Below are 18,071 nucleotides of genomic sequence, written 5' to 3' on the forward strand. Positions count from 1 at the left end.
GCGCAGGACTGCGGCACCAGCTAGAAAGAGGCTGCTTTGCGCCCGTTCACGACCTTCAGCAGCCACGTTAGTCGTCATTGAAGCCGCCTTCGTGATCAACGGAAAGCTGCCAACTGCCCTCTGCAGAGCCGAAAGCCAAAACTCGGTCGTATTCTAGCCGTGCCGCCGTTTTGCTGAGACGCCGACGGCGCAAGAACATGCCGCAGACCACGATCGGGATGGCGCCGACTAAAAAGCCCAACCAATAAACCGGCAAGTCTCGAAGTTTGATCAAGCCTCTAAAATGAGCATCGAAGAGATAGGCAAGGGCGGCAATTGCAGTGCATATGGCGATTGCGAAGCACAAAAATTCGGGCCAACGAGGCAGTTCTATCGGGCGCGAAAAGCTCATCGTGGCAATATACGGTGAGTGCCAAGGGAGGCAATGCCAACCTTGCACTACGCTACATGCCCACAATGGGCGCTTTGTCGGAGCGGCAGATATCCTACGGGCGGTTGCCAAGACCCGACATTCGCCTACCGGCCCAGGCCCGCAGGTGCCAGCTCTATTTCAGCCGCTTGGCGAGCCATTCCGAAGCCTCGGCAATCGCGCGGTCGGCGAGGGAAGAGGCCGCGACCGCTTCGAGAAAGCTGTGGGTCGCGCCTTCGTAGACACGGCTTTCCACGGGGTTTCCGGCTTCGGCGAGCCTTCGGGCCATTTCCAGGTTTTCGTCCAGCAGGACGTCGCATTGCGCGATGCACAGCCAGGCCGGAGCCAGCCTGCCAAGATCGGCTAGCATAGGGAGGGCGCGTGGGTCCTGAACGGCTCCCGCGCCCAGATAGGTGGTCCAGAAATCGGCCATTTCCGGGGCGGTGAGCATGTAGCGTTCGCCATCGCCGTAGCGTTCGTAGCTGGGGCGCTCGGCACGGTCGAAGGCGCCGTAGTTGAGGAGCATCGCGCGCGGGAGCGGCTTGCCGGCAGCGCGGCGTTCGAGCGTTCCACACAAGGCCAGGTTGGCACCGGCGCTATCTCCGCCAAGCGCGTAGCGGACAGGGTCAAGACCGTGGGCAGGCCCTTCCGTATCGAGCCAGGCGAGAACCTCGGCGACGTCCTCAATCGCGGCGGGGAAAGGATTTTCCGGGGCCAGCCTGTAATCGAGGCCGAGCACGGCAATCCCGGCGCGCGCGGCGTACTCGCGCATCAGCCGGTCGTGAGTGTCGATGCTGAAGAGCGACCAGCCACCTCCATGAAGATAGACAAGAACAGGCAGGACATCCTCCGCCACCGGACGGTGGATGCGCACGCGCAGCGCATGGGGGCCGACGTGCAGTTCTTCGCTGGCGTACATCACGGGACCTGCACGACGCCAGGGTTCACGCTGCCGCTCGGCAATGGCGCGCATCTGCGCGACCTCCAGGCCCGGTCGCGATCCCAAGGCGGCCGATGCCGCGAACATCTGCGAGAGCCAGTCGCGGATCTCGGGATCGACATCGTCGTCCTGGAAGAAGGTGGCGGGCATTGGAAGTGTCCTTGGCGGTGGAGGTCGAGGAGATGGCAAGTCCTGTACAAAGGGAGCGAGGCCCGTGTGGAAACCGGCCTCGCTGCTTGAGGGACAGGTCGATCAGAAGTCGGCGGAGATCGACGCCTTGAAGGTACGGGGCTGGCCCTGGAGGACAGCGGACGAGAAGCTGTCGTAGGCCGAGGCCCAGTACGCCTTGTCGGCAATGTTATCGACGTTGAAGCGCAGGGTGACGGGGACCTCGCCCGCCGCGAAGACGTAGCGTGCGCCCGCGTTGAAGATGGTCCAGCTCGGGAGCTTGAACGTGTTCGCCACATCGACCCACTGCTTGCCGGTGTAGGTCACGCGGCCAGTCAGGGTGAAGCCGGGCAGCGGCGTGTCCCATTCGACATTGGCGTTCGCGGTCCAGTCGGGCACGCCCTTGGGCGTGGTTCCGGCGCTGGGATCGGTGGATTCCAGAAGCTTGGCGTCCACGTGGCTGACGCCCGAGATCAGGCGCAGGCCGGGCAGGATTTCGCCGTTGAGGGTGAATTCCACGCCCTGGTTACGCTGCGTTCCGGCGATCGCGTAGACCAGCGTATCGACGTCGGTGTAACCGTAGGGCTTGTCGATCTGGTACCAGGCGAGGCTGGCAAACATCGCTCCGATCTGCAGCTTGCCGCCCACTTCGTACTGGGTCGAGACGTAGGGCGGGAAGACCTCGCCGAAGTTGCTGGCGCCGAAGCCCGCAGTCGGGCCCTGCTGCAGCGATTCGATCCGGTTTGCGTAGAGCGAAAGACCCGCGACGGGCTTCACCACGAGACCGGCGACCGGGGTGATCTTGTTGAGCTCCTGGGTCCCTGTGAGCTCGCCACCGAAGGCCGAGTAACTCTTCGTTTCCAGCTTCTGGAGGCGCAGGCCGCCGGTGACGAGAATGCGGTCGTCCCAGAAGCCCACCGTGTCCGAGGCGAAGGTCGAGAAGGTGTTGATTTTCGAGATGGGATAGGGATCGTCGAGGTCGCCGCCGACATAGACCGAGTCCGGCAGATCGATCTGCACGGCATCGTAATAGTTGCTGGCGACGCCCGTGAAGTCGGTGCCATAGCGGAAATCGTAGGCGTTGCGGTTGACCTGCCAGCTGGCATTGGCGCCGATCACAATCTCCTGCGTGATTGCGCTGCCGAGCGTGACGCGCGCACCGGTTTCGACCGCCTCGTTGTTGTCGGTGCGCGGGACGTAAAGCGCGGTCAGGTAGCCGTCACCGGTCTGGGCGTCGTAGAGGTTGAAGCCGCCGTAGATGCCCTCTTCCGAACCGTCACGAGCACCGGCCTTGACCCACATCGTGGCGTTGGGCGCAAAGTCGTACTCGAAATTGAAGACGCCAAAGACGTCGCGCAGGTCGGTATAGGTGTAGTCCTGAGCGAAGTTGTAGCTGGCCGAGGGAATCTCGGGCAGTTCGCTGGTGGACAGCGTGAGCTTCGGGCGCAGGTGATCGACGCGCACCTTCTGGTAGGCGACATCGAGGCTCATGCGCACAGGGCCTGAATCCCAGTCAAGGCCGACGCCCAGGACCTGGGTCTTGCGGTCCTCGCGGTCGATGCCGGTCTGGCCGTCCTGGTAGTTGCCGTTGATGCGGATGCCGAAGTTGCCGAAGCGGCGCGAGACGTCGAAGCTGCCGCCGAAATGCGCGTCCGAGGTGTAGCCAAGGGTCGCCCGGTTGAGGTCCTGGTCACCTGCATGCTTGAGCAGCAGGTTGACGCTGCCGCCCAGCCCCGAACCGCCCGGCGCGGCGCCATTGAGGAAGGCCGAGGAGCCATTGAGGACCTGCACCTGTTCGAAGAGTTCGGGCGCGATCAGCTGGCGCGGGGTGATGCCGTACAGGCCGTTGAGGCCCACATCGTCGCCGTAGAGTTCGAAGCCGCGAATGATGAAGCTCTCGGCCGCGTTCCCGTAGCCGTACGTGGTACGCACGGTGGGATCATTCTCGAGCACTTCGCCCAGCGAGCGCGGCTGCTGGTTGAGGATCAAGGTCTCGTCGAAGCTGCGCACGTTGAAAGGCAGGTCCTCGGCGGCCTTGTCGCCCAGGACACCGGCAGAGCCGCCGTTCCCGACGTGCGTGGCGTTCTCACGCTGCGCGGTGACGACGATTTCCTGCGTCGTCCGGCTGTCCTGCGCAAAGGCGGGCGTGGTGAGCGCGGCAAGCGCGGCCGCAAGGACGAGCGAGCTCGCGCTGGCACGGCTCGTGCGGCTCAGGCGAAGGCGCGTGGATTTGGTCGGCATTGTTTGATCCCTCACTAAGAGCACCCCCCTAAGGTGCAAACTGGTTATGCCCGGGACATGCCCCTGAAGTCCCGTTGTGTTGCGAAGAGTGCGGCCCCTCTAGTCCCTGCAAAACATCCAATTCTACGTACTTCAAGGGGCCAAGGCGCTCAGCCGTAGACCTGACGGCCCTCCAGCCAGGTGCCAAGGACCCTTGCCGTGTCGAGCTTTTCCAGGGGCATCGTGGTCAGATCACTGTCCCAGACCACGAAATCGGCGAGCCGCCCGGGGGCGAGAGACCCGGTGTCCTGTTCACTGCCACCGGCCCATCCCGCTCCCTTGCCGTAGCACAGGAGGGCATCGTGGATGTCCATACGCTGGCGTGGGAACCAGCCATCGGGATTCTTGCCGTCGAGCGTTTCGCGAAGGGTTGCCGCTTTCAGGCCGGTCAACGGGTCCAGCGGAGCCACGGGCCAGTCCGAACCGAAACATACCCGCGCCCCGCTCGCGAGCAGCGATTGGAAGGCATAGGTCGTCTCGAGGCGCTTCGTACCGATCCGGCGCACCGCCCAGCGACCATCGTCGATGGCGTGGTAGGGCTGGACCGACGCGATGACACCCTGTTCGGCAAAACGTCCAATGGCGCCGGGCGAAAGGTGCTGGGCGTGTTCGATGCGGCTGCGCCGGTCGCGCGGACCATTCGCCGTAGCGGTATCGGCCAGCATCGCGAGGACGATGTCGTTGGCTTCATCGCCGATGGCATGGGCGGACAACTGGAATCCGGCCTTGTCCGCCTCGCGGAACCAGCGGCGCATATCCGCCTCGTCGGTGACCGTGATGCCCCGGGTCGAGGGATCATCGAAATAAGGGGCGTAGAACAGCGCGGTGCGCGATCCGAGCGAGCCGTCGAAGACAACCTTGCAGCCGCCCCAGCGTACCAGCGTATCCCCGCGACCTTCCTCGGCGACGATTGCGGCAAGCTTTGCCCAATCGGAGAGCGGGGTCATGGCATAGAAACGCATGTCGAGCCCACCTGCGGCCTTCATGCGCCGGGCCGAGTGGAACGTATCCCAGCTGATGCCGGGCTCGTGGACCTGGGTGATGCCTTTCGAGAGACCGAGCGCGATCCCCTTGCGGTTGGCGGCGTCGATGGCGTCCTCGGTGGGAACAGGGATGCGCGCGAGCACGAAGTCCTTGGCTGCGTCCTTGAACACGCCGGTGAGACGACCTGCCGCATCCCGGACAACGACGCCGCCCGGGATGTCGGCCAGGCCATCGGCAATACCGATCGCCTGAAGCGCGGCGCTGTTCATCAGGACCATGTGCAAGTCATAGCGGACGACCGCCACGGGTGTATGCGGCGTGACGGCATCGATCCAGTCGCGCGTGGGCAGGCCGCCGCCCCAGCTGTCGTTGTCCCAGTTGCCCCCCTGGAGCCATTGTCCGGGCGCGGCGTCCTTCGCAGCCCCCGCGAGGATAGCGGTGAAGGCTTCGCGGCTGCGCGCGGTGCGCAGCGATGGCTGGTCGAGGGTGGCGGAGGCCAGGGTGAAGTGGACATGACAGTCGGTCAGCCCGGGGGTGACCAGCGCCCCTTCGAGGTCGATCCGCCGGGTTCGGGGACTGGCAAGGCTCTGTGCCGCTTCGCGGCCGAGGGCGGCGACGCGTCCGTTCACGACGCCCAGGGCATCGGTGAAGACCCGGCGCCCTTCCCCGGTCCAGATGCGTGCATTGGTGAATATCGTGTCGACCGGTCCGCTTGTGGCCAGAGCGGACTGTGTCGTCCAATCCAGACCGACCGCAAGTGCCCCCGCCGTGGCTGTGCGGGCGAGTAAGGTCCGGCGGTCGAGTCTGGTCATCGTGCGGGCGCCCCGAATAGCTGGCTTGGATGCATTTTTGCCGAGTGTGCCAGATTTTCTGGAGCCTCAAAGTTCCAAGTTTTCACAAATTGCGGGGTCCAGCTGGACCGGTCAGCCCTTCGCGGCGCGGGCAAGGGCTGCAACGGCGAGCCCGGCTTCGGTTGCATCGAGGCTGGCAAAGCCAAGTCTGAGCCCCTTCTCGGCGCTGTTGCGGCTCATGAAGGAGCGGTGGCTGGCAAAGCGCAGACCCGCGGCGAGAGCCCTCTCCTCGATGGCCTCGAGATTGCCCTCGAAGCGGACCCAGAAAGCCAGTCCCCCGTCGGGCATGGTGAACTGCGCGTGGCCAGCAAGTTCGCTCTCCAGCAACTTGGCAAAGGCACTTCGGCGCTCGGCATAGATACGCCAGGCCTTGCGAGCATGGCGGCGCACCTCGCCGCTCTCGATCAGGTCCGCACAGGTTTCCTCGGTGATCGTGTTGCCCATGCCATCGGTCAGCGAAACACGGTGGGCGATGGCCTCGATGACCGGCCTGGGGGCCGCAAGATAGCCGATGCGTAGCGCTGGCAGCAGCAGTTTGGACATCGAGCCGAGATAGAGCACCTGGCTTGGTGCGTAGCCCGCCATCGGCAGGAGCGGTTGGGACTGGAAGTGGAATTCGTGGTCGTAGTCGTCCTCGATGATGGCCACCCCGAACTGGCGGGCGATGTCGAGCACCTGCAGACGCCGTTCGGGACGCATGGCAATTGTCGTCGGGAACTGGTGATGGGGCGTGAGGAAGACCGCGCGCACCGAATGGCGGCGGCAGGCGGCTTCCATTTCCGCGATGTCGATCCCGTCCGCATCGATGCCGACCGGAATGACCTTGCCGCCAAGCGCGCGGATCGCGGCAACGGCAGGCTCGTAGGTCAGTTCCTCGACGATCACCGCATCGCCGGGGTGAATCAGCACCTGGAGCGCAAGGAAAAGCCCGTTCTGGCTGCCGCGCGTGATGCAGATGTTGTCGGCGGTGAAGTTCAGCCCGCGCTGCGAGCGCAGCATGTCGGCGATCTGTTCGCGCAGGCGCTCGGTGCCGCGCGGGTCGCGGTACTGCAGACGGTTCGCCCGCGAGGCCCGCTGGACGGCGGAGCGATAGGCCCGGGCAAGCTGATCGGCGGGAAAGAGCCGACCATCGGGGGCGCCTTCGTCAAGCTTGATCCCCGCCCCGCCGGGAAGTGCGAGCGGGCGTTCGGGCGGCGGACTGAAGCGGTACTGAGGTTCATCGTCGAGGGGAACGGCCCTGGTAGCGGGATCACTCATGGGCACGGGCCCGGGATCAAACGGGCCAAGCGACTTGGGCAGCGAGCGCGACACGACCGTTCCGCGCGTTCCCTCGGTGGAAAGCCAGCCTTGCGCAATGAGGTCCTCGTAGGCGAGGACGACGGTCTTGCGGTTGACGCCAAGAGCGCTGGCAAGTTCCCGGCTGCTGGGCAGGAACGTGCCTGAGGTGAGCCGGCCGGTCTCGATGTCGCGGATCAGCGCATGGATGATCTGCATGTACATGGGCGTGCTACGCCCGGCGTCGATCTGCGCGCCGAGCGATATCTGCCAGGGTCGTAACATGGCTTGGTACCTTCGCAGCGAGGAAAGGGCGTTGGAGGCCCTTTCGGATTGGACCATGTTATTAACGCCAATTGGTACTTGTCTAGGGACCATGCGCTCGCGATCATCCTGACAACTCGAAGAAACCCCAAGGAGATCCGGCGCGCGTTCGCCCCGTTCGGATCGCCGCCAGCCGGAGCGCGTCATGCTGAACCCCAAGTTTGCCCACTATGGGAGCGAGGACGTGCGCCGCCTCATTGCCGACTATCCGCTGGCCTGGGTGCTCTCACCCGGAGCGCCCGTCGCGACCGCGACCGTGCTCCCGCTTCTCGGGCGCTACGACGCGGATGGACACCTTGTCGGGCTTGTCGGGCACATGTCGCGCCGGCGTGAACTCCACGCGCTGCTGCAAGCCGATCCGCAGGCCCATTTCCTGTTCACCGGGCCCCAGGGCTATGTCTCGCCCGAACACAGTGGGCGGCGCAGTTGGGGACCGACCTGGAACTACGCGACGCTCCAGATCGAGGGCGAGGTGCATTTCGACGAGGCGCTCTCGGGCCCGGCGATCGCACAGCTCGTCGAGCACTGCGAAGGCGGACGCAGCGCACCGTGGGCTCCGGAGGAACTGGGCGCGCGCTACGAGGCGATGCTGGGCGCCATCATCGGTTTCGAAGTGACGGTGACCGGGCTCGACGCGACATTCAAATTGGCGCAGGACGAGGATGACGAGGTGCTAGAAAATCTTGCCAGCGGGCATCCGGATCCGGCGCTGCGTGATTGGATCCGCAGCCTCAATGCCGCGCGTCTGGGGCCAGGCGGCGACCTGGGCAAGGGCCGGAAATAAGGAGGTTTCGTGGGGGCGAAGCGAATGACAGCACGAGACTTCTGGATGGCGGTGCACCGCTATTCCGGCCTTGCGATACTGGCCTTCCTCGGTTTTGCGGCATTGAGCGGTTGCCTGCTCGTCTACATGCGCCCGCTCGATGCCTGGCTCAACGCGGACCTGTTTCGGGATGCGCCTGCAGCCTCGGCTCCGGACGTCGCTCCGCTCGTCGATCGCTTCGCCCGGGACCATCCCGAGTTCACGGTGCGCTCGTTTCCACTGGCCGTTGCACCGGATGCGCGGATCCCGGTCATGGTCTACCCCACGAAGGGGGCGCAGCCGGTTGATCAGGTCTTCCTTGATCGGGTGAGTGGCGAGGTTGAAGGCCGTCGCCTGACCCTCCCTGCCTTCAACCGGCGCGGCGCGGCCGAACTCCTGCACGATGCGCATTATACCTTGATGCTGGGCACCTGTGGGCGCTGGTTCATGGGGGTGATGGCGCTGGCATGGCTGATCAGCAATGTCGTCGGCGCCTACCTGACATTCCCCGTGCGCGGCGCCTTCTGGAAGCAGTGGAAGCGAACCTGGCGCTTCAGCTTCAAGAGTGTCTTCTCGCGCCAGATGCTCGACCTGCACCGGGCGTCGGGGCTCTGGCTGCTGCTCCCGCTCACGGTGCTGGCCTTCACCTCGGTGTGCCTCAATTTCTTCAACGAACTCTATGCGCCCGTTGTCGAGCGCTTCGTGCCCGAACAGGAGATCGCCTTGCCACAGGACGAGGGCCGCGGACCTCTTGATTTCACAGGAGCGCTCGACGAGGCGCGCCGCGTCGCACAGGGCATGGGTGAGAGCTGGTTGCCCGCGACCGCGATCCGGGACCGCGAAGAGGACCGCATCGGTGTCACCCTTACCGACAGCGGTGTGCTCAGCTACAACGATCTTGGACCGATCTATCTCTATTTCGACCGGGCGAGCGGGAAGCTGGCCGAAGTCATCGATCCCTATCACGGCAACACCAACCTTGCGATGTATCGCTGGCTCTATCCGCTGCACAGCGGCCACATCGCCGGGATACCGAGCGAACTGGCGATCGTGGTGCTGGGGCTCGTGGTCTTCGCGATGTGCGTGACGGGGATCTACCTGTGGTGGAAGAAACGGCCGGGGCGCCTCGTGCAGCGCCGCGCGCGCAAGGGAGCAAGGACGTGACGCGCAGGATTGCAAGGGCGCTGCTGCTGGCCGGGGTTGGACTGGCCGCGAACCCGGTTCGGGCCGACCTGCCGATCACGCCGGAGCGGGTGCTCGAGGTGCGCCCCGATCGCACGACCTGGTCCTCGCTCGATGTCTCCCCAGATGGCCACACCCTCGTCTTCGATGTCATGGGTGATCTGTACACCATGCCCGCGACAGGCGGCGTGGCGAGCCAGGTGAGCGAAGGGCTTGCCTTCGACAGCCAGCCGCGCTTCTCCCCCGACGGGCGCTGGATCACCTTCACCAGCGATCGCAACGGTTCGGAGAACATCTGGATCGCGCATCCCGATGGTTCGGAGGCGCGCGTGATCTCGGATTTCGACGACGAGACCGTGATGGTCTCGCCCACCTGGAGCGCCAGCGGCGACGCCGTCTTCGCCAGCCGCTTCCGGCCTGATCTCAACAATTACGAACTCTGGCGCTTTCCCCTGAACGGCACGCCGGAACAGCTGGCGCCGATCAAGCCCTCCCCCGACGCCCCGCGCAGCGCCTGGCACTCCACGCTCGATGCCTCGGCCTCGCCGGACGGGCGCTGGCTCTACTACGCGCGCCGGGTGGGCGGGCTCGAATTTGACGTTCCCACGCGCTGGACGATCCTGCGCCGCGATTTGCAGACCGGCGAAGAGCAAACGATCATCGCGGGCCCTTCCGGGCGCGGAACCGGAGAGGATGCCTATTTTGCGCCGCGCATGGCGCCGGACGGCAGGCACCTGGCCTACGTGACCCGCCGGGAGGGCACGTCGATGCTGCGCCTGCGCGATCTATCGACGGGCGAGGATCGCGCGCTTGGCACGACACAGCTCGATGCCATGCAGGCCTCCTCCTGGCAGGGCATGGTGCCCGGCATGGCGTTCACCCCCGATGCCTCGGCCGTGCTTCTCAGCCGGGATGGCCGGTTCGTCCGCCAGCCCACAGATGGCAGCGCCGCACGCGTCCTGACGCGCACGATCGATGCACGCATCGCGCTGGCCCCATCCAACCGCTTTGCCATTCACGAGCCGACAGGCCCGGTCGAATCCAGGCTGGCTATGGAGCCGATGACCTCGCCCGATGGCACGCAGATCGCCTTCGCCGCCCTTGGCGGGCTCTGGGTGCAGGACCTGGAGGGCGGGGAGGCACGGCGCCTGCCCATCGACCTCGACCTGCCAAGCGAGCCGGCCTGGAGCCCGGATGGCACGCGACTCGTCTTCGTGACCTGGTCCGAAGCCGAGGGTGGTGCGGTATGGACGTCGTCCGCTGACGGTTCGGGCGCGCGCAAGCTGAATGTAACCCCGGCCTATTACCGAGCCCCGGTCTTCACCCCCGATGGCCGCCGGATTCTGGCCCTGCGTTCCCCGACCGACCAGCGCCGTCAGAACTATTTCGAGATCGGCATGGAGCGGGAAGGCGATCTTGTCGCACTCGACCCCACGAGTGGCGCAGAGCAGATCATCGCGCACGGCAACTTCGGCGGGCATGCGCAATTCACGCAGGAGGCCGGGGCCGCCTATTACTATACGGGGAGCGCGCTCGAGCGCGTGGATCTTGCAACGGGAGCCACTGCGCCTGTCGCAAGGGTGACCGGGCCCTCCTACTACTTCATGGAGGGAAATTCCCCGGTCGACGACATGCGCATAAGCCCCGATGGGGCGACGCTGGCCGCGACCATCGGTGACAGGCTCTACGTCCTGCCGCGTCCGGCCGACCCTGCGCACGAGGTCGACCTCACGGCGAAGGACAGTCCGGCCCGGGCGCTTGCCGAGTCGGGGGCGGACTGGTTCGAGTGGACGGGACCGCATCGGCTCGATGCAGTGCTGGGAACCCAGTGGACCCGCTATGACACCGACGAAGGCACGCAATCTGCCGAAATGCGCCTGGTCGCCCGGCTGCCACGGGCAAAACCCGAAGGCTCGCTCCTGCTGCGCGGGGCAAGGGTCCTGACGATGGCGCACGGTGACCGGGTGATCGAGAATGCCGATGTCCTGGTAACGGGCGACCGCATCGCGGCCGTGGGCCCGGGCGGCACGCTCGATATACCCGCCGGGACCACGGTGCGTGACGTCACCGGCAAGACGATCCTGCCCGGCTTCATCGATGTTCACGACCATATCGGCGAGATCCGCCGCACCAACTGGGCCAGCGAAATGTGGGGCTTGCGCGCGCGGTTGGCCTACGGGGTGACGACAAGTTTCGACCCCTCCACGCTCAGTATCGACCACATGGGATACCAGGGGATGGTCGATGCCGGGCTGCTGCTGGCACCTCGCCTGCGCTCGACGGGTACGGCGGTCTTTTCCAAGGTTCGCATTGGCTCGCTCGACGATGCCCGACGCGTGCTGGAGCGCTATTCGGACGGCTATCGCATCTCCAATCTCAAGGAGTATCGCACAGGCGATCGCGAAGTGCGCCAGTGGGTGGCCATGGCCGCGCGCGAGCAGAAGCTCCTCGCCACGACCGAAGGGGCGCTCGCGCTCAAGCTGGATCTGACGCAAATCCTCGATGGCTATGCCGGCAACGAACACGCGCTGGCCGCCCCGCCGCTAGGGGACGACCTCATAGCGGTGATGAAGGCGATGGGCACAAGCTACGACACCACGCTTTCGATCACCAATTCGGGAGGCCCGGCGCTGGACTGGTTCATCGCCCACGAGGACCCCGTGGTCGATGCCAAGATGCGCCATTACTGGCCCGGCAACGCGATCCGCCAGAGGCTTACCCTGAGCCGGACTTTCCAGCCCCTTTCGCGCGAGCGCTTCCCGGTGATCGCGCAGGACTTGGTCCGCCTTGCAGATGCGGGCGTACTGGTCGGCATCGGCTCGCACGGAGAAATGCCGGGGATCGGCTATCACTGGGAAATGGAAGCCCATGCCCTTGGCGGGATGAGCCCGAAGGCCGTGCTGCACGCAGCAACGGCAGGTTCGGCGCAGACCATCGGGCGCCTGTCCGATCTGGGTACGATCGAGCCCGGCAAATTGGCCGATCTTCTCGTGCTCGACGCCGATCCGCGCTCGGACATTGCCAAGGCGCGCGACATCGCCTCGGTCATGCGGGGCGGCTTCCTCTATGATGCGGCGAACCTCCAAGAGATCTGGCCTCGGCTCGGCCCGGTGCCGCGCCCGTGGTTCGAAGGTCTGGATACCGAGAACTGGCTCGCTACTCCCATGCCTCCGGCCCACACGCACCACTGACCCGGTTCGCGAGCGCCCCCTTCCCTTTGGCGTGGGTACCTTCCTCCTGTTCACTCCATGAAAGCACGCCGCGCCGGGTCTTCGTAGGGGCGGGTTTAGGCCTATGCTTGGCCCGCCCCCGTGCCATTCTGGGGGTGGATTTCGCGAGGGTCGAACCAGCATGCCAACTGCGCGCCGCACATCCCAGCGCCTGATCGCCAAACGGCCCATCTCGCTCGCTCTTGCGGCGGCCCTGGCAGTAGCCCCCATGGCCCCGGCCGCGAGCGCGCCGGAAGAGGCGCCGCCATCTGGCAATCCGGCGCGCCAGATCACGGGCTATCCTGCGCTTTATGGGATTGCCGGAGCCAAGGAGCGTAAAGGGCTTCCCTTGGCGGATGCGGCCACGCGCTCCGCGGCCGCCACGCGCTATTGCGCGGCCATCGACTACGCCGCGCGCACCGATTCCGATGCCCTGCTGGTCTGGCGGGACGGGCAACTCGAACTCGCCAACGATTTTGCTCCGCACACCGCAAACGCGCGCAGCTGGTCCGCCTCGATGGCCAAGACGCTCACCGCCCTGGCTCTGGGCATCGCCATCGAGGAAGGCGTGATCGCCTCTGTCGACACCCCGGTGTCGGAGGTCCTGACCGAGTGGGACGAGGCGGCCCACCGTGCAATCACCTATCGACACCTGCTCGAGATGACGAGCGGACTGGAACATCCCGCACCGGGAAGCGCCGGAGCAAGCGCGCTCGTCGGCGGCGAGGACGCGGTGGGGGCCGGGCTCGCGCTGCCGGTGGTCAATGCGCCGGGCTCCACCTTCGACTACCATACCGTCAACGTCACCTTGCTGATCGAGGCGATCCACCGGGCGAGCGGGGAGCCCTTTGCCCGCTTCGTCTCCACCCGCCTGTGGCAACCGCTTGGCGCGGCTGACGCGCTGATCGCAGGCGATGCCAGCGGGCACGCCACGCCCTCCATCTACGCCCGGGCCCGCGACTGGATGCGCCTTGGCCTCCTCATCAAGGAGCGGGGAATGTGGCACGGCAAGCGCCTCGTTCCCACCGGCTGGATCGACGCGATGACCAGGCCGAGCCCGCGCAACGCCAACTATGGCTGGCTGACCTGGCTTGGCTCTCCCGAAGGCGAGGGGCGCTCCTATGGCCCCTATGTTGCATTCCAGGCCCGCCATTCGGCCCCCTTTCTCGCCAGGGACATGGTCTATCTCGACGGATTTGGCGGCCAGCGCGTCTATATCTCGCGCGAGGCAGATACGGTCATCGTGCGCACCGGCGGGATGTACGTGAACTGGGACGATGCGGCCCTGCCCAATGCCATACTGGGCTCTGGCACGGAGTGCGCCGCAAACACGCCCACCCACAATAAATACAAGTCGAAATCATATTAATTATAATCAAAATAGACTAGATTACTCATTATTAGTCATATTAATTCTTGCCGATAACGATTGCTTATGTAAATTTAGGCAAGATAATGAACGCAATGCAGAAAGACGTTGGTCGTGTCCTCATCTGCCGTAAACAGCCGACTTCACGTCCTCAATTGCATTCGCCGTCACAAGGCCATCTCGCGTGTCGAGCTTGTCACGGAAAGCGGGCTTTCCGCGGGGTCCATTTCGAACATTACCCGCGAGCTCGTCGACCATGGCATCGTCCGCGAGATCCGCGAACCCGCCGAAGGCCGGGGGCGTCCGCGCCTCGCGCTCTCGATCAATTCCGAAGCCGCGACAATGGCCGGCATGCTGCTCTATCCCTCCGGTTGCCTGCACGTGCAGATCACCAATCTCATGGGGGACGTCCTCGAAGAGGCAGACTATCCCCTGCCCCCCGCGCTGGCCGGAGGCGCGCTGGCCGACACCCTCGCGGAGTGCCTGCGCAGCACGGTGGCGAACCTGCGCTGGGACCTGCCGCGCCCGCACGCTGCCGGGGTCGGCTTCTTCGGAACGGTTCAGGCGGCTGCCGGCATCCTGCACTGGCTGCCCCCTGCGATCCCACAGGCGGTGCCCATCCAGGACATGCTGGAGCGCCGCCTGGGAATCCCCGTCTTCATCGACAATCAGGCCAACGTGATCGCCCGCGCGGAATGCTGGCGCACCCCGGAAGAGGGCATAGGCCTTCGCCATTTCCTGCAAGTCGGCCTCGACCTCAGCCTTGCGACCACGCGCGACGGGGCCGTGCTCATGGGCGGGCGCGGAGTGAACCCGGAATTCGGCCATGTGAAGACCAGCCTGGCCGAAGGCCTCCCGTGCTGGTGCGGTGGCAGCGGCTGCCTGGGCACGGTAGCCTCGGTTGGAGGCATTGCGCTTCGCGATGCGGCCATGGCCGCGCCCTCCCACGACGAAGTCCATGCGCTCGCGGCCCATTTTCCCGAGATCGCCGAGCGCGCCCGAGCCGGGGAAAACAAGGCGCGCGCCCTGTTCGAGGATGCCGGTACGGCGCTCGGCCTCTCGCTTGCCAACCTCGTCAACCTGTCCAATCCCGACGCGGTCCGGGTCATCGTCGAGGAACCGGCCTGGATCGAGCTGGCCGGTCCGGCCCTCACCCACGCCTTTTCCCAGAACCTGCTCAGCTTCCTGGGTGAAGACTTCCCGCTCACCTTATGCGAGGATGATCGCTCGACCCATGGCCTTGGCGCCATCGCACTGGTGGCCGAACGCCTGTTCCAGGACGAGCCCCTGCCCGACTGGAACTGAGCGCCCTGCCCAGCAATCCAACCCCTGCCCGGCCGTCTCAGCAGTAGTCAAGCGTCAGGCTGGTCGTGCGCTTGAGCTGCTGCATGATGACGAAGGTGCGCATGTTGTCGATGAGATCGCCGTCGAAGAGCTTGGCGTTCACGAACTCGCTGTACGACGCCAGATCGCGGGTGTGGACCTTGAGCATGAAGTCGATCTCGCCGGTCGTGTAGTCGCACGAAACCACTTCGGGCAGCGCCTCCACCCGCTCGCGAAAGGCGCTGACGATCTCGGTCGACTGCGAGCGCAGCCGCACCGAGACATAGGCCGAGATCCCCAGGTTCAGCTTCTCGGGATCGAGGATCGCTGCGGTGCGCTGGATGTAGCCTTCCTCGCGCAGCCGCTGGAGACGGCGCGAGCACTGCGAGGGTGAGAGGTGGATGCGGCTACTCAGTTCGCTGGGGCCCAGTTCCCCGTTCAACTGCAGGATCTCCAGGATACGCCGATCAAAGGAATCGAGCCGGTCCTTCGCCATGGTTACTCCCCTTCCAGATCACGACACACGGGCCACAGGACGTGTAGCCCGAAAGCACTGATCGCTCAAAACATGCATCAAAATCAACTTTTACGGTGTTATGTTGCAGATTTCCAGAAAAACGCGCGTAATAGGCAAACCCAGCGCACGCGCCTCCCGATAGAAGCACGCTCTCCACCCCGCTTCACCAACAACCGGAATGTGACGTGCTCTTCGACCGCTTCGACCTGCAACCCGACGATCCCCTGCTTGCCCTCATCGGCGAAGTGCGCGCCGATCCGCGCCGCCACCGCCTCGACCTCTCGGTCGGCGTCTACCGCGATGAAGAGGGGCAGACACCCGTCATGGAGGCAGTGAAAGCCGCCGAGGCGCAGCTTGTCGCAGGCCAGGCCAGCAAGGCCTATCTCGGACCAGCCGGTGATGTGCAATTCTGCGCGCGCATCGCCGATCTCGTACTGGGCGCGCACTCCGGCTGCCAGGTCGCGGGCCTGCAGAGTGTGGGCGGGACCGGCGCGCTGCGCCTCGCCGCGCGTCTGCTGGCGGTCAATCCGCGCCCCCACGGCGGCGGGCCGGCGACGATCTGGCTGGCGACGCCGACCTGGGGCAACCACGTTCCCGTCTTCGAAGAAGCTGGGCTTCGCATCCGCACGTTCGACCACACCGATGCCATGGGCACTGCGCTCGACTTCGCAGCATGGTTGGAGATGGCAGAGCGCGCAGAGCCGGGCGATGCCATCCTGCTCCAGGGCTGCGGCCACAATCCCACGGGGATCGACTTCACGGCCCAGCAGTGGGCCACGCTCGCCATGCGCATGGCCGACAAGGGCCTCTTCCCCCTCGTCGACCTTGCCTACCAGGGCTTCGGGCTTGGCCTGGAAGAGGACGCCGCCGGAGTGCGCACGCTCGTCGAGCGGGTGCCCGAGGCGCTGATCGCGGTCTCGTGCAACAAGACCTTCGGGCTCTACCGCGACCGGGTCGGCGCGCTTCTGATGACCGGCACGCAGGCCGCCCCGCTTGCCAAGGCCATGGCCATGGCCAAGGCGCTGGCGCGCGGCGAATACTCGATGCCGCCCGACCACGGCGCGGCCGTCGTGCGCACGGTGCTGGAGAGCGCGGACCTGACCGCCCTGTGGACGCGCGAACTGGACGCCATGCGCGCGCGCCTTGTCCAGACCCGCAAGGCTATCGCCGTGCATCCCCTTGCGGGCGATCTCGGCCTTACCGGACTTGCCAATCAGAAGGGCATGTTCTGCCTGCTCGGCGCCGGTCACCGCGTCGTGCAGAAGCTCAAGGACGAGAGCGCGATCTATGTCGCACCCGATGGCCGCGTGAACCTTGCCGGACTGCCGCTTGCGCGCGTCGACGATTTCATCGCGGGGCTTGCCTCTGCGTGCCGCGCGCCGCAGCCGGAGATGGCGCTGTGAGCCGCCCGCTGCGCACCTGCATCTTCGGTGGCGGCGCGGTCGGCTCGCTTGTCGCCGCGCGCCTCCAGAGCGCGGGCAAGGCCCCGACCATGATCGCGCGGGGGCGCCGCCTCGCGCAGCTGGAACGCCAGGGCATCACCTTTGCCGATCCCGCCTTACCGCCCATTCCCGTCACCGCGCTTGATGCGCAGACGGCCGCGATGGAGGGGGGCTGGGACGTCGTTTTCCTCGCACTCAAGGCGCAGGCCATTGCTGCCTCGCTGGAGGAGATCCGTCCGCTCATCGGCCCGACCACACGCATCGTCCCGCTCGTGAACGGCGTGCCCTGGTGGTATTTCCAGCCCGAGACCGCGCGCGCCGTACGCAGTGTCGATACGGCAGGTGCGCTGGTGGACGCCTTCGATCCCGCGCACATCATCGGCGCCGTTGTCTACGTGGGCTGCGCGCTCGACAGCGTGAGCGGCGATCTCACCTCGAACGGGCGTGAGCGCCTTGTTCTGGGCAGTATCGCGGATGCGCACGCAAAGACCGAAGCGCTTCTTGCCGCCCTGTTCGAGGGCTGTGCGATTGCCATCCAGCCGACCCGCGAAATCCGCCGCGAGGTCTGGTCCAAGGTCGCACTCAACCTCGCCAGCAACCCGCTCTCGGTAGTCGCCAACGCGACCGTGGGCGAACAGTTCACCTCGCCCCACCTGGCCCGCATCACGATCCCTATGCTGGAGGAGTGCATCGCGCTTGCCCGCGCGCTCGGCGTCGAGCCCAGCCTGACGCTCGAGGAGATGGTCGCCATCGGGCGGCGGATGGGGGCCTATTACACCTCGATGGCGCAGGACTATGCGCGCGGAGCAGAACTGGAGATGGGCGCGATAGCCCACTCCGCCCTCGAACTCGCGGCCGAGGAAGGCGTGGCAATGGACACCACCCGGACCGTTGCCGACATCTGCGGCTTCCTCTCCGAGCGCGAACTCGCCCGCGCCTGAGCCGCTCCGGCCCCCACATGAAAAAGGCCCGCAGGAAGAACGCTTCCTGCGGGCC

Annotated in this window: 13 protein-coding genes; 7 read left to right on the forward strand and 6 right to left on the reverse strand. The window is 65.7% G+C overall.

What is annotated here, in order from left to right; all coding sequences use genetic code 11:
• Nucleotides 1–67 precede the first annotated feature (67 nt).
• From MTR65_RS07550 to pdxR, 5 genes are all read right to left on the reverse strand, one after another.
• Nucleotides 68–391 carry a hypothetical protein gene (locus MTR65_RS07550; protein ID WP_243798731.1) on the reverse strand — a complete coding sequence of 108 codons (324 nt, stop codon included), beginning with the start codon at nt 389–391 and terminating at the stop codon, nt 68–70.
• Between the two features lie 154 nt (nt 392–545).
• A complete protein-coding gene (locus MTR65_RS07555) occupies nt 546–1,499 on the reverse strand; it encodes an alpha/beta hydrolase (protein WP_243798733.1) in 954 nt (317 codons plus the stop codon).
• Nucleotides 1,500–1,601: 102 nt separating this feature from the next.
• On the reverse strand, nt 1,602–3,758 hold the full coding sequence (locus MTR65_RS07560) for a TonB-dependent receptor (RefSeq protein ID WP_243798735.1): 2,157 nt from the start codon (nt 3,756–3,758) through the stop codon (nt 1,602–1,604).
• Between the two features lie 149 nt (nt 3,759–3,907).
• Nucleotides 3,908–5,593, reverse strand: coding sequence for an amidohydrolase (locus MTR65_RS07565; protein ID WP_243798737.1), 1,686 nt, complete (start codon nt 5,591–5,593; stop codon nt 3,908–3,910).
• Nucleotides 5,594–5,704: 111 nt separating this feature from the next.
• A complete protein-coding gene (gene pdxR, locus MTR65_RS07570) occupies nt 5,705–7,192 on the reverse strand; it encodes a MocR-like pyridoxine biosynthesis transcription factor PdxR (RefSeq protein WP_243798740.1) in 1,488 nt (495 codons plus the stop codon).
• A 184-nt stretch (nt 7,193–7,376) separates the two neighbouring features.
• Here pdxR and MTR65_RS07575 point away from each other — a divergent pair, with 184 nt between their 5' ends.
• The 5 genes from MTR65_RS07575 (at nt 7,377) to MTR65_RS07595 (ending at nt 15,098) form a co-directional block, all read left to right on the forward strand.
• Complete coding sequence (locus MTR65_RS07575; RefSeq protein ID WP_243798742.1) at nt 7,377–8,015, forward strand: FMN-binding negative transcriptional regulator; 639 nt, start codon at nt 7,377–7,379, stop codon at nt 8,013–8,015.
• Between the two features lie 24 nt (nt 8,016–8,039).
• Nucleotides 8,040–9,197: a PepSY-associated TM helix domain-containing protein gene (locus MTR65_RS07580; protein WP_243798744.1), complete on the forward strand. Its 1,158-nt coding sequence runs from the start codon at nt 8,040–8,042 to the stop codon at nt 9,195–9,197.
• Nucleotides 9,194–12,406 (forward strand): amidohydrolase family protein, encoded by a 3,213-nt coding sequence (locus MTR65_RS07585; RefSeq protein WP_243798747.1) that lies wholly within the window; start codon nt 9,194–9,196, stop codon nt 12,404–12,406. The genes MTR65_RS07580 and MTR65_RS07585 overlap by 4 nt, the downstream gene beginning before the upstream one ends.
• 160 nt (nt 12,407–12,566) lie before the next feature.
• Nucleotides 12,567–13,793 carry a serine hydrolase domain-containing protein gene (locus MTR65_RS07590; protein ID WP_243798750.1) on the forward strand — a complete coding sequence of 409 codons (1,227 nt, stop codon included), beginning with the start codon at nt 12,567–12,569 and terminating at the stop codon, nt 13,791–13,793.
• A gap of 114 nt (nt 13,794–13,907) precedes the next feature.
• Nucleotides 13,908–15,098, forward strand: a complete 1,191-nt coding sequence (locus MTR65_RS07595; protein ID WP_243798752.1) for an ROK family protein — start codon at nt 13,908–13,910, stop codon at nt 15,096–15,098.
• 37 nt (nt 15,099–15,135) lie between these two features.
• Here the strand turns inward: MTR65_RS07595 and MTR65_RS07600 are convergent, their stop codons facing one another.
• Nucleotides 15,136–15,612, reverse strand: coding sequence for an Lrp/AsnC family transcriptional regulator (locus tag MTR65_RS07600; RefSeq protein WP_243798754.1), 477 nt, complete (start codon nt 15,610–15,612; stop codon nt 15,136–15,138).
• Between the two features lie 206 nt (nt 15,613–15,818).
• Between MTR65_RS07600 and MTR65_RS07605 the strand changes: the two genes are divergently transcribed.
• Both MTR65_RS07605 and MTR65_RS07610 read left to right on the forward strand, forming a co-directional pair.
• Nucleotides 15,819–17,036, forward strand: coding sequence for an aromatic amino acid transaminase (locus MTR65_RS07605; protein ID WP_243798756.1), 1,218 nt, complete (start codon nt 15,819–15,821; stop codon nt 17,034–17,036).
• Nucleotides 17,033–18,016, forward strand: a complete 984-nt coding sequence (locus MTR65_RS07610) for a ketopantoate reductase family protein (protein WP_243798758.1) — start codon at nt 17,033–17,035, stop codon at nt 18,014–18,016. Before MTR65_RS07605 ends, MTR65_RS07610 begins: the two co-directional genes overlap by 4 nt.
• Nucleotides 18,017–18,071 lie beyond the last annotated feature (55 nt).

The organism is Novosphingobium mangrovi (assembly GCF_022818885.1).
In the GTDB taxonomy this organism is placed as follows: Bacteria; Pseudomonadota; Alphaproteobacteria; order Sphingomonadales; family Sphingomonadaceae; genus Novosphingobium; species Novosphingobium mangrovi.

Bases quoted from the DNA above. Each gene is read 5' to 3' on its own strand.
- MTR65_RS07550 (WP_243798731.1), bottom strand. From the start codon at position 391: ATGAGCTTTTCGCGCCCGATAGAACTGCCTCGTTGGCCCGAATTTTTG.
- MTR65_RS07555 (WP_243798733.1), bottom strand. From the start codon at position 1,499: ATGCCCGCCACCTTCTTCCAGGACGACGATGTCGATCCCGAGATCCGC.
- MTR65_RS07560 (WP_243798735.1), bottom strand. From the start codon at position 3,758: ATGCCGACCAAATCCACGCGCCTTCGCCTGAGCCGCACGAGCCGTGCC.
- MTR65_RS07565 (WP_243798737.1), bottom strand. From the start codon at position 5,593: ATGACCAGACTCGACCGCCGGACCTTACTCGCCCGCACAGCCACGGCG.
- pdxR (WP_243798740.1), bottom strand. From the start codon at position 7,192: ATGTTACGACCCTGGCAGATATCGCTCGGCGCGCAGATCGACGCCGGG.
- MTR65_RS07575 (WP_243798742.1), top strand. From the start codon at position 7,377: ATGCTGAACCCCAAGTTTGCCCACTATGGGAGCGAGGACGTGCGCCGC.
- MTR65_RS07580 (WP_243798744.1), top strand. From the start codon at position 8,040: ATGACAGCACGAGACTTCTGGATGGCGGTGCACCGCTATTCCGGCCTT.
- MTR65_RS07590 (WP_243798750.1), top strand. From the start codon at position 12,567: ATGCCAACTGCGCGCCGCACATCCCAGCGCCTGATCGCCAAACGGCCC.
- MTR65_RS07600 (WP_243798754.1), bottom strand. From the start codon at position 15,612: ATGGCGAAGGACCGGCTCGATTCCTTTGATCGGCGTATCCTGGAGATC.